This is a genomic window from Pseudomonas sp. ChxA, from assembly GCF_030263855.1.
Taxonomy (GTDB): domain Bacteria; phylum Pseudomonadota; class Gammaproteobacteria; order Pseudomonadales; family Pseudomonadaceae; genus Aquipseudomonas; species Aquipseudomonas fluorescens_CB.
Genome location: NZ_JARPMK010000001.1, coordinates 3,025,938 through 3,038,971, shown reverse-complemented (window position 1 = coordinate 3,038,971; position 13,034 = coordinate 3,025,938). Strand labels below are relative to the sequence as shown.

Genomic DNA, 13,034 nt, shown 5'->3' with positions numbered 1-13,034 from the left:
TATTGCCAGCCGGGTTCCAGGCGAAATTGTTTGTACATCCTTCTGACCAGACGCAAGGCAACAACCCCGCCACCTGCGCAAAAAATCGAATAGCGTTAAGAAATATTTCCCAAAAAAAACCGCCCTTTCGGGCGGTTAAAAGTACTCGGCTTTGATCAGAAACCGAGGGAGAAGCTGATCGTCATCGCATGGTCTTTATCGTTGCGCGACAGTTGGCCGGAATAGCCCAGGCCCAACTTGCCATTCTGACTGATCTGGTAGTCCAGGCCCGCTTCCACCACCGCGCTGTCCTTGGCGATCGGCACACCTTGGGTGCTGAACGATGCACCGCCGTTGACAAAGCTCAGGTCGGCATCCGGCTTGGTGTCGCCGAAGGCATGACGCCAGCCGATGCTGCCCCGTGGGGTAATTTTCGAGCCGTTGCCCAGGGTGATGGTCTGGCCGATGCGCACGCCCAGTGTCGAGAAGGTCACGTCCTGATCGGCATCGCCGCGCAGGGCCGCCGAGCCGCCTTTTTCCTTGAGGGTGTCGCTGTCGTAGTTGACGTACGCCAGGCCGGCGAACGGTTCTACCACCACCTTGCCGGTTTCAATGGTGTAGCCCACTTCACCGAACACTTGTGCGCTACGCGCTTTGTAGTCGGCTTTGAGGCGCTGGCCCACGCCGCCTACGGCCACGTCGCGTTTGCTTTCGATGTCGTGCCAGCTGTACGCCACGCCCATGCGCGCGGCGAAGGCTTCCTGCTGGTACGCGGTGTAGGCCATCAAGTGGTAGCTGTCGACGTCGGCGCTGGAGCTGCGGCGCTTGGCGTCCAGGTCGCTGCGGGTGTAGCCGGCGGCCACACCGACGCGCCAGGCGTCATCCACTTGCTTGTCAGTGCCGAGCAGGAAGCCGCCAAGGTTGCGGTCCAGTTTGGCGGTGTTGCTGTCGCCGCCCATGTGGCCCCAGGTGCCCAGTACGCGCATCCAGCCGACCATCTCGCCGTGGCAACCGGCGCTGCTCAGGCGGTTTTCGCTTGGCGCGAGGCTGTTGCGTGGGTCGTCTTCGCGGTAGCAGCCGGGCTGGCGCAGGCGCTCGTTGACTGCGTCACGCACGTAACGCGAATCTTCGAGCATGGCGCTGGCGGTGCTGGCGTGAATTTCCCCAGACAAGCTATCGAAGGCGGCGCGCGCCCCGACGGCATCGGAGTTGAGCAGCGCGTTCTGCACCGCTGCGCCACCCACCGCAGCACCGCTGTCCAACGCGGCGGCCACGCCACGTTGGTTACCGGTAGCAGCCACGCTGGCGTAGCTGACGTTGTTGCGGCTAACCGCCAGCGCCACTTGAGTTGGGCTGTAGTTCAACGCGGTATTGAGGAATGCCAGGTTCTCCAAGTTGGTGGTGCTGAAGGTGCCGTTTACCGCGCTGGCGGTCAGCAATGTGTAGGTGGTGGGGCCGGCGTACGGCGCCAGGTTGACCACATTTAGCGTACCGCCCAGGTTCGCCGTACCACCGATGGCCAGGGAGCCGGTTGACGACGGGGTGATGAGCAGGTTCAGCGCACCGGTGCTGGCGTTGGTGAAGTTACCGGCCACCGTCAGCTTGCCGCCATCAGGTGTCACATTGCCGTTGTTGACCAACGCGCCGACGCTGCCGTTGCCGGTCAGGCCTGCACCGTTGGCGACAGTCACCTGCCCACCGAACACCGTGCCTGGGTTGGCCGCGTTGCCGACTTGCAATACGCCCTGGTCCACTGCCACCGTGCCGCTGAATGGCTGGTTGCCGGTCAGCAACAGCGCGCCTGCGCCTTGTTTGGTAATGCTGCCGGTTCCGCTCAATACGCCATTGAAGGTGCCGTTAGTGGGTTGGACAAACAGCAGCCGCGCATTGTTGAGGATGCGACCCTGCAAGCTCAGCGTGTTACCGGCCAGCGTACCGCCACTGACGGTCGTGCCACCGGAGTAGGTGTTGGCGCCGGTCAACAGCAAGGTGCCTGCGTCGAGTTTGTTGATCGCGCCGCTGCCCACGATGGGTGCAGCCACTTCGGTGGTCACGCCCGAGTTGACACGCACCACTGCAGTACCGGTTGGCGACAAGGTCCCACCTGCGCCTGCCGTCAGCGTGTAACCAGGGTCAAGGAATTGCAGGCCAGTGAAGCCTTGGTTGCCAACCACCGTGACAGTACCGCCCTGCCCGCCGAACACGGCAAACTGGTTATTTGACGCCTGGCCCTGGGTACCGGTTGGATCGGTCCAGTTGGTGCCTGGGCCCCAGGTGCCGCTGCCGCCGGTGATGGTGCCGTCCGGGTTGGTGGTGCCGCCGTTCCAGAACTGGATTTGCCCCGGCGTGGTTTGCACCAGCAGGTTCAGTTGGTTGGCCAGCGACGTTTGCAGGCTCAGGTTGCCCAGGCCGACCGGCAGCGAGCCGAGGGTCAGGCCGTTATCGGTCAAGGTGCCGCCGTAGCGGAACAGTTGATAAACGCCGAGGCCAAAGCCACCGGCATCGGTCACATTAAGGGTGCCGTCGAGGGTCAGGTTGCCCGCCACATTCACCGCCGTGGTGGACGCGCCAGGTGCGCCGAGGGCGAAGTCCAGGGCAGTACCCGACGACAACGCCAGCGAACCCACCGACAGCGGCGTTGCCGCCCCGGCCTTGAGGGTCGAGCCATCGGCCATCGTCACCGCGCCGCCCAGGCTGCCGCTGCCGCCAAGGGTCGCGCCGCTGGCCACCTGCACCGCTGCGCTGTTCAAGCTGCCGTTGACCAGCAAGCTGCCGGCGTTGACGTTGGTGTTGCCGGTGAAGGTGTTATTGCCGCTCAACAGCAACGCGCCAGTACCGATTTTATTCAGCACGCCTGCGCCGGTAAGGTTACCGGTGTAGGTGCCATCGGTGCCTTGCTCGAAGGTCAGGGCCGCATTGTTGGCAATCGCGCCTTGCAAGCTGTTGGTGTTGCCAGTGGTGGTGCCGCCGTTGAGCGTGGTGCCGCCGCTGTAGCTGTTGGCGCCGGTCAACAGCAGCGCGCCGTTGCCGTTTTTCACCAGGCTGCCGGTGCCGCTGACCACGCCGTTGAGGGCCAGGTCATGGCTGCCGGCCAAGGTCAGCGGGCCGCCCAGGCTGATCGCGTTGGCCAGTTGCAGGTCGGTGCCGCCATCCAGCGCCGCAGCGCCGCCGACGGTGAGCGCGCCGCTGCCCAATGCGCCGTTATTGCCCAGGGTCAGTTGCCCGGCGTTCAGGCCGGTGCCGCCGCTGTAGGTGTTGGCGCCGTTGAGCGTCAGGGTGGCCGCGCCTTTTTTCAGCAGGCTGCCATTGCCGCTGATACCACCGTTAAGCGTCAGCGCATTGCTGCCGCCGATGGCCAGTGCGCCGTTAAGTACCGCAGCGTTGCCGAGTGTAACGGCGCCGTTGCTGTCCAGGGTGGTGCCGTCGGCCGCCGTCAGTGCGCCACTGCCCAGCGCGCTGTTATTGCCAACCACCAGCATGCCGCCATTCAGCGCAGTGCCGCCGGTGTAGGTGTTGGTGCCGTTAAGCACCAAGGTACCCGTGTCGAGTTTGGCCAGGGTGCCGGCGCCGCCGAGGGTGACGCCCAAGGTTGCGGTGGTGTTCGGATCGACGCGAATCGCCGTGTTGCCGGTGCCGCCGTTGACCAGGTTAAGCACGCCTGCCGTACCGGAAGCCAGGTTGTAGCCATCGGTGACGAACTGCATGCCGGTGATGTATTGCGTGCCCTCCACGGTCACGTTGCCCGCTGTGCCCTGGAACACTGCAAAGCTGTTGTTCCAGTTCTGGTTCAAGGTGCCGTCAACGTTGGTCCAGTTGGTGGTGCCAGTGCCCCAAGTGCCGTTGCCGCCGTCGATAGCGCCGTTGCCGATCAGGCTGGCGCCGTCCCAGAACTGCACGGTGGTGTTGGGCGCAGTCACCAGCAGGTTGACCTTGTTGCTGATGGCCGTCTGCACTTGCACATCACCCGGAATCACACTGCTCGGCAAACTGCCAAGCGCCAGGCCATTATTGGTGAGTGCCCCGCCGTAGTTGATGATGTTGTAGACGCCGCTGCCAAAGCCACCGATATCAGTGACATTGAGCTTGCCGCCCAAGATCAGATCGCCGCCGACATTCAGCAACCCGCTGCCACCGCCCACCACCGGTACACCGAGGCCGACGTCCAGGTTGGCGTTATTGCCCAGCACCAGCGAGCCCACCGACAGCGTGCTGCCGGAAGTCAGACCGATATGCCCGCCATCGGCCACCGTCACCGCGCCCGCCAGCGAACCAGTGCCGGTCAGCGTCGCGCCGGTATTGACCGCCACCGTGCCGCTGGCCAGTGAGCCGCTGACATTCAAGGTGCCGCCATTGACGTTGGCCGCGCCGCTGATGCCATTGGCGCCGCTAAGGTTGAGCACACCGCTGCCGTTTTTATCCAGGTTTCCGGCGCCGTTGAGCGTGCCTGCGAAAGTGTTGTCGAGGTTGCTGCCACCCACCGCCAGTGTGCTGCCGCCCGCGACTTGAACCGCACCGTTGCCGGCCAAGGTATTGACGCTGGCGTTGCCGCCCAGATTGAGGCTGGCACCGCTGCCGACGTTGACGCCGGAGGTGTTGCCCAGCGCGCCGTTACCTAGTGTGGTCACACTGCCGCCGAGCACATTGAGAGGGCCGGAGAAGGTGTTGTTACCACTGAGCAGCAAGTCTGCCGCGCCATTTTTGATCAGCGCCGCATTGCCGGCCAGCACACCCGTAAGGCTCAGGTTGTTGTTACCGGCCACACTGAGGTCGGCATTCAGGTTGACGGCGTTCGCCAGTACCAGCGGCACGCTGTTGTCCAACGTACTTGCGCCAGTGATGGTCAAGGCGCCCGTACCCAAGCCCGTGGCATTGCCGACCGTCAGCGTACCGGCCGCGAGTGACGTGCCGCCGCTGTAGGTATTGGCGCCGTTGAGGGTCAGGTTGGCAGTGCCGTTCTTGATCAGCGCTCCGGTGCCATCGACCACACCGCCAAGCGCCAGGTCGTTGCTGCCAACCACGGTCAGCGCAGCATTGAGCGTGGTGTTATTGGCCAGCGCCACTGCGGCACTGGTATCCAGCGTCGCTGCGCCGTTGACAGCAAGATTGCCGGTGCCAAGTGCCGAACCATTGCCCAGTACCAAACCACCCGCGTTCAGTTGCGTACCGCCGAGATAGGCATTGTTGCCGTTGAGTGTCAGGTTGCCCGCCCCGCTTTTAGTCAGGCCACCGGCGCCGCTGACCAGCCCATTGAGGGTCAGGTCGGCGCTGCCGAGAATGCCCAGGTTGCCTGCCAGATTCACGGCATTGGCCAGGCTGACTGCACTGCTGGTATCCAGCGTGGTGCCGGCCGCCGCATTCAACGCGCCGGTACCCAGCGCCGTGTTGGAAGCCAGGATCAGCCCGCCAGCATTCAACGCAGTCGGCCCTGCATAGGTGTTGTTGCCACTCAAGGTCAGGTTGGCGATGCCATTTTTAATCAGGCTGCCGGTACCGGCCACAGTGCCGGCCAGGGTCAGCGCGTTGCTGCCGCCAACCGTCAGCGTGCCGTTGACGTTCACAGCATTGGCCAGGCTGACAGCGGCATTGCTGTCCAACGTGGTGCCATTGGACGTGGTCAACGCACCGCTGCCCAACGCGCTGTTATTGCCGACCACTAAACTGCCGCCATTGAGCGCGGTGCCGCCGGTGTAGGTGTTGGCGCCATTGAGTACCAGGGTGCCCGCATCCAGCTTGGCCAGGGTGCCGCCGCCATTGAGGGTGACGCCCAGGGTGGCTGTGGCATTCGGGTCAACGCGCACGGCGGTGTTGCCGCCGGTGCCATTGAACAAGGTCAAAGCGCCCGCCGTGCCGCCGACCACGTTGTAGCCGTCGGTGACAAATTGCAGACCGGTAATTGCTTGGGCGCCGTCCACAGTGACGGTACCCGCCGTGCCCTGGAAGACCGCAAAGCTGTTTGGCGTCCAGGCGGCGTTGAATGAACCGTTGACGCCTGTCCAGTTGGTGGCGGCGGTTGTCCAGGTACCGCTGCCGCCCTCGATGCTGCCGTTCCCGGTGGTCTGGCTGCCATCCCAGAACTGTACGGTGGTGTTGCCATTAACCAGCAGGTTGATCTGGTTGCCGATCGCTGTTTGCAGGTCCAGGTCGGTGGCCGGGATATTCACCGGCAGGCTGCCCAGTTGCAGGCCGTTATTGGTCAGGCCGCCGGTGTAGTCGATCAACCGGTAGATACCGGCGCCGAAGCCACCGATATCGCTCACATTCAGCGTGCCGTCCAGGGTCAGGTTACCGCCCACATGAATCAGCGCCGTGCCGCCGGTAGACGGTGCGCCGAGCCCGGTATCGAGGTTGGAGTTGGCGTTCAGTACCAGCGAGCCGAGCGTCAGGGTATTGCCCGAGTTGACCGCCAGGTGGCCGCCGTCGGCAATGTTGACGGCCCCCACCAGGGTGCCGTTGCCGCCGAGAGTGGCGCCACTAGCCACGTTCACGTTGGTACTCGCCAGAGCGCCGTTAACCAGCAGGCTGCCGGCGTTGACCTGGGTGTCACCGGTCAACACGCTGAGGCCGCCAAGGGTCAAGGCACCGCTGCCGATTTTGTTAAGACCGCCCAACCCGGCGAGTACGCCGCCGAAGGTGCTGTCGAGGTTATTGCTGCCGACACTCAAGGTGCTGCCGGTGCCGACAACGGCCACGCCGTTGCCGGTCAGTTCACCCAGGCTGGCCGAACCGCCGAGGTTCAATTGCGTACCACTGCCCAGGTTGACCCCGGCGCCAACGCCCAGCGCGCCATTGCCCACGGTGGTCAGGCTGCCGGTTTGCACATCGAACAGGCCGGAGAAGGTGTTGTTGCCGGTCAGGGCCAGGTCGCCAGTGCCGGTTTTGATCAGATTGGCGCTGCCCCCCACCACACCCGCCAGCGTCAGGTTGTTATTCAGGCTGCCCACCGTGAGGTTGGCGTTGACGTTGACCGCATTGGCCAGCACCAGTGGCGTGCCATTGTTAAGGTTGGCCGCACCGCCCACCGTCAAGGCGCCCGTCCCGAGCGCTGTCGCGGTGCCCAGGGTCAAGGTACCCGCATTAAGGGTCGTGCCGCCGCTGTAGGCATTGAGGCCATTGAGGGTCAGGTTGGCCGCGCCATCCTTGACCAGCGCGCCGGTGCCGGTGAGCAGGCCGCCCAGAGCCAGGTCATTGTTGCCAGCGACCGTCAAGGCAGCGTTCAGCACAGCACCATTGCCGATGCTCAGCGCGCTGCTGTTATCCAGCGTCGACGCACCGCCGACGGTCAGGTTGCCCAGGCCCAGCGCGAGGTTGTTGCCCAAGGTCAAAGTACCCGCGTTCAGCGTCGTGCCGCCGAGGTAGGTATTGGCGCCATTGAGGATCAGGTTGGCTGCGCCATTTTTAGTCAGGCTGCCAGCACTATTGATTACACCGCCCAAGGTCAGGTCAGCCGTACCGCCGATACCCAGGTTGCCTGCCAGGTTGATCGCGTTGTTGGCGGTGACCGCCGTGCTGGCATCCAGCGTGGTGCCGCCTGCCGCATTCAACACGCCAGCGCCCAAGGCATTGTTGGCGGCCAGGATCAGCCCACCTGCGTTCAAGGCCACCGGCCCCAGGAAGGAGTTACTTGCGCCCAGGGTCAAAGTGGCCGCGCCGTTTTTGATCAGGCCGCCAGCGCCGCTGATCCCGCCGTTAAGAGTCAGTGCATTGCCGCCCGCGACAATGGTATCGCCGTTCAAGAACACCGCGTTGCTCAACGTAATTGGAGCATTACTGTCCAGTGTCGTCCCGGCCGCTGTGGTCAACAGGCCGCCGCCCAGTGCAGTGTTGCTACCGACGATGAGCTTACCGCCATTGAGCAAGGTGCCACCGGTATAGGTGTTGACGCCGTTGAGCACCAGGGTGCCGGTATCGAGCTTGTTGAGGGTGCCGGCGCCATCGATATTCACGCCAATGGTCGCGGTTGCGCCCGGATCAACCCGCATCGACACATTGCCGTTAGCGCCATTGATCGCGGTCAATTGCCCGCCTGCGCCGCTGACCAGGTTGTAGCCATCGGTCGCAAACTGAAGACCGGTAAAGGCTTGCGGGCCTTGCACGGTGACGGTGCCGGCAGCGCCGGTGAATACCGCAAAACCGCTGGCCCAAGGTGAGTTGGTCAGGCCATCGGCCGACGTCCAGTTGGTACCGCCCGCAGTCCAGATGCCGGTGCCGCCATCCACTACACCGTTGGCGACAGCTTGGCTGCCGTCCCAGAAGCGGATATTGGGCACCGACACCACCAGGTTCACCTGGTTGCCGACCGAGGTTTGGACCAGCAGATCGCCGAGGCCATAACCCACGGGAACACCGGCTACCGTCAGGCCACCGGTCAGGCCGCCGGTGTAGTTGATCAGGCGATAGGTGCCCGCGCCAAAACCACCGGCATCGGTCACGTTCAGGTTGCCGGCAAGCGCCACGTTACCGCCGACATTGAGCAAGGACGTGAGGGATGGCGAACCGAGAGCAACATCCAGGTTGCCACCGGCGACCATGTTCAGCGAACCGGCCGACAAGGTATTACCGCTGCTCAACGCCAGATGGCCGCCATTGTTGACATTCAATGCGCCCAGCAGCGAGCCGGTACCGGTCAGCGTACCGCCGTTGTTGACGTTGACCTGGGCACTGGCCAGGGAACCACTGAGGTTCAAGGTGCCTGCATTGATCGCCGCGTTGCCAGTGACGCCATTGATGCCGGTAAGGTTGAGGGTGCCGGTGCCGACCTTGATCAGCCCGCCAGTACCACTCACATCACCATCGAACGTACTGGTGGTGTTGACCCCGCCAACGGTCAAGGTGTTGGCGCCACTGAGTTGCACGCTACCGCTGCCGCTCAAGCCGGCCAGGCTGACGTCGGCGGCCAGGTTGACCCCGGCACCTGCACTTACGTTAACCCCGGAAGTGCTGCCCAGGGCATTGGCATTGACCAGTGTCAGGCTGCCGGAGACCACGTCCACGGCGCCGGTGAAGGTGTTGTTGCCGGCCAGGGTCAGGTCGGACAAGCCATTTTTGATCAGGTTGCCGGCGCCGCTCACCACGCCGTTGAAGCTCAGGTCGTTGTTGCCTGCGACGGTGAGGTCAGCGTTCAGCGCAATCGCATTGCCGATGCCAAAGGACGCGCTGTTGTCCAGGGTCGCCGCGCCGCCGACGGTCAAGGCACCGCTGCCCAGGCCATTGGCGTTGCCCAGGGTCAAGGACCCGGCATTGAGGGTGGTGCCGCCGCTAAAGGTGTTGTTGCCGTTGAGGGTCAGGTTGGCCAGGCCATTTTTGGTCAGCGGCCCAGCCCCACTGAGCACACCGGCCAGGGTCAGGTTATTGGTACCGCCTGCCGTCAACCCGGCGTTGAGCACAACGTTGTTGCCCAGGTTGAATGCCCCGCTACTGTCCAGCGTCGACGCGCCGCCAACGGTCAAGTTACCCAGACCCAGGGCTGAGTTGGAGCCAGCCGTGAGGGTGCCAGCATTGAGCGTGGTGCCCCCGAGGAAATTGTTGGGGCCGTTGAGTAACAGGTTGGCGGCGCCGTTTTTAGTCAGGCTGCCAGCGCCATTGAGCGTACCGGCCAGCGTCAGGTCGGCGGTGCCACCAATGCCCAGGTTGCCGGCCAGGTTGACTGCGTTGTTCAACGTGGCAGCCGCATTGGCATCCAGCGAAGTCCCGCCTGCCGCATTCAAGGCCCCGGCGCCCAGCGCGCCGCTCGCCCCCACCACCAGCTTGCCGGTATTCAATGCCGTGCTGCCCAGGTAGGTGTTCGCGTGGTTGAGCACCAGGTCGCCCGCGCCGTTCTTGATCAGGCCGCCGACGCCGGCCACCGTACCGCCCAGGGTCAGTGAGTTGGCACCGTTGAGGGTCAGGTTGCCGCCCAGATTGATGTTATTGCCCAGGCTCACCGCTGCACCGCTTTGCAACGTGGTGCCTGCCGCCGCGTTCAACGCGCCGGTGCCGAGGGCAGTGTCGGAGCCGACCACCAGTGTTCCTGTATTCAGCGCAGTAGGGCCGGTGTAAGTATTCGCGCCATTGAGAACCAGGTCGGCCGCGCCGTTTTTAATCAAGCCGGCTGCGCCGCTGATAACCCCGCCGAGGGTCAGCGCATTCGCGCCGCCTGCGGTCAGGTTGGCGTTCAGGGTAATTGCGTTGTTGAGGCTCAGCGCTGCATTACTGTCCAGGCTGCCCGTGCCCGCCACGGTCAGTGCGCCAGTACCCAGTGCTGCGGCGTTGCCCAGCGTGAGGCCGCCGGCGTTCAACACCGTGCCGCCTTGATAGGTGTTGGCGGCACCGAGCACCACATTGGCCACGCCGTTTTTGATCAGTGCTGAAGTGCCGCCGATCACGCCGTTTAATGTCAGCGCGTTAGTGCCGACCAGCGCGAGGTTGGCGCCCAGGTCGATGGCATTGGCCAGGTTGACCCCGCCGCCGTTGTCCAGCGCTGCAGCGCCGGTCACGGTCAATGCACCAGTCCCCAGCGCGCCGCTGTTGCCAACGCTCAAGGTGCCGGCACTGAGCGTGGTACCGCCCTGGAAGGTGTTCGCGCCGTTGAGGTTCAGCGTCGCGGCGCCGTTCTTGGTGAGGCCGCCGGTGCCGCCGACGACGCCAGTGAGACCGAGGTTATTGCTACCGGTAATATTCAGGTTGCCGGTCAGGTTCAGCGCATGGTTGACGATCAAGGCTGCGCTGGAATCCAGGGTGGTGTTGTCGGCGGTGTTCAAGCTGCCGCCAACCCCCAGGGCCGTGTTATTGCCCAGTGTGAGGGTGCCGGCATTGAGGTTGGTGTCACCGGTAAAGGTGTTGGCACCGCTGAGCGTCAAACCGGCGGTGCCGTTTTTATTCAAACTGCCCGTGCCGGAAATCACCCCGCCCAGGCCGAGTGCCTGGCTACCGCCCAAGGTCAGGGCGCCGGTCAGGTTGACCGCGTTAGCGAGCGTGACCGCCGTCGTGGCGTCCAGCGAGGTGCCCGCAGCCGTATTCAGCGCGCCCGTGCCCAGGGCGGTGTTGGAACTAAGCAGCAAGCCGCCGGCATTCAGCGACGTTACACCGCTGCGGGTGTTGTTACCGGCCAGGGTCAGCAGACCCGCGCCGGTTTTGGTCAGGCCGCCAACGCCGGACATCACGCCGTTCAGGGTCAGTGGGTTGGCGTTGAGCAAGTTGAGATCGCCGGTCAAGACCACGTTGTTGTTCAGTAGCGAGGCGCCGCTGGTGTTCAGGTTGGCAGTGCCCGTCACATTCAGGTTGCCGCTGCCCAGGGCATTGTTATTGCCCAGCACCAGCGTGCCGGCGCCCAGGCTGGTGGCGCCGCTGAAGCCGGTGTTGACGCCATTGAGCGTCAGGCTGCCCGCGCCACTCTGGGTAAGCCCGCCGTTGCCGGTAATGGTGCCGTTCAGGTTCAGCGCACCGGCCACATCGGTGATCAGGTTGCCGGTAAGGGTGAGCGCGTTGGCAAGGTTGACAGTACCGGGCGCCTGCAAGGTTGTTGCCGCCGTGACGTTAACAGCGCCGCTGCCCAGCGCCAGGTCATTGCCCAACTGAACTGAACCGCCGGACAGCGTGGTGGGGCCAGTGTAAGTGTTGGCGGTATTGAGGATCAGTTGACCGGTGCCCGTTTTGGTCAAGCCGCCGGAGCCCGAGAGCACGCCGCCCAGGGTCAGCCCGGTATTGGCGCCCTGAACGGTCAACCCGCCGGTGCCCAGCGTGAGCAGGTTAGCCAGCGTCAGGTTATTGGCCGTTGCCTCGATAATCCCGCCATTGGCGGTGATTGCCCCAGTACCGAACGTCGCACTGTTATCGAACTGCGAAATGCCGCCATTGAGCGTTGTACTGCCGCTGACCAACGGCCCCTGGAGCGTCCAGGTGCCACCATTGATGGTCAGGTTGTTGAAGTTGACATAGGTGGCGCTGGACGCCGTGCCGGTGCCGCTGCTACCGGTGGCGCCGGGGTTTTGCAGGATCAAGGTGTTAGTGCCACCGAGCCCGCCATCAATTTGCCCGGTCGGCGCGAACCCCAAATTGACCCCAAGCAGGCCGCCCAAGGCAAGCCCAAGCCCCCCGCCAGTAGAAACACTGGAGCCGGTGACCGCCGTGAAGGTGTTAGTGCTGGCGGCGCCCATCGACAATCCGCCAATGATGCTGCCGCTGTTGAGGAAGGTGTTGCCGCCCGTCGAGGCCTCGAACGCCATACGCCCGGTGATTGTGCCGGTGTTGACCATGTTCACCTGAGAGCCGCCGTGCACGGCTACCACCGGCGCGTCAGACGATAACAGGCTCAGGCCCAGCAATGCAGAGGAACCGATGGCACCGTTGTTGGTGATGGTGGTGGTGCCCGTGGCGCCGTTATTGATATTCAGCGCCATGCCGTTAAGGGTGCTCAGGCCGACACCGAGAAGGCCCGAAGTGCCTTTCATGACCCCGGTAGCAAGGTTGGTGACACTTACCGTACCCGACGCGCCGGTGCCTATCACCGTACCGTTGCTCAGCAGCGTAACCAACCCCAGTATCGAAGGATCGATGGTGCCCGCGTTGTTCAACGTGATGTTGTTACCCGCAAGGTTCATCGCGGTGCCACCCAACAACGCATTGATGGTTGAGCCAACGGACACGCCAACCGTCAGGTTATCCACCGCGCTGGAAAAGAGATTGCTCTGCAGGATTGACGCCGTGCCCGTACAGGTCACGGAATCACCCGATACCGGGCTGGCGGGCGTACAAGCTGCCATCACCTGTTGGCTCGACAAGCCAATCAACATCCCCGCGACGCCGAGGCGGATAGCAAGTGACAGCGCAGAAATACGAGGTACAACGGCAGTAGCAAGTCTTCTATCCACGCTCAACTCCTTGTGGTCCAAGCCTGTCATCCATGAATGCGTAGAAGCTCAACCTGATTGACCCACACGCATCGAATTCGAGATACCTGACCGTGGTGACAACTGATCCAATTTGTCGAAACGGTAGTAGACCTACAGAAAAGTCATTGAATTAAATGGTATTAATACTTTCGTAAGCGCCGCGTAAGAAGGGGATTACAGCCAGCATCC

The 13,034-nt window shown here is 63.5% G+C and carries 1 protein-coding gene; it reads right to left on the bottom strand.

What is annotated here, in order from left to right:
• Positions 1-155: 155 nt before the first annotated feature.
• Positions 156-12,824 (bottom strand): autotransporter-associated beta strand repeat-containing protein, encoded by a 12,669-nt coding sequence (locus tag P5706_RS13595; protein WP_285679540.1) that lies wholly within the window; start codon positions 12,822-12,824, stop codon positions 156-158.
• Positions 12,825-13,034: the final 210 nt, after the last annotated feature.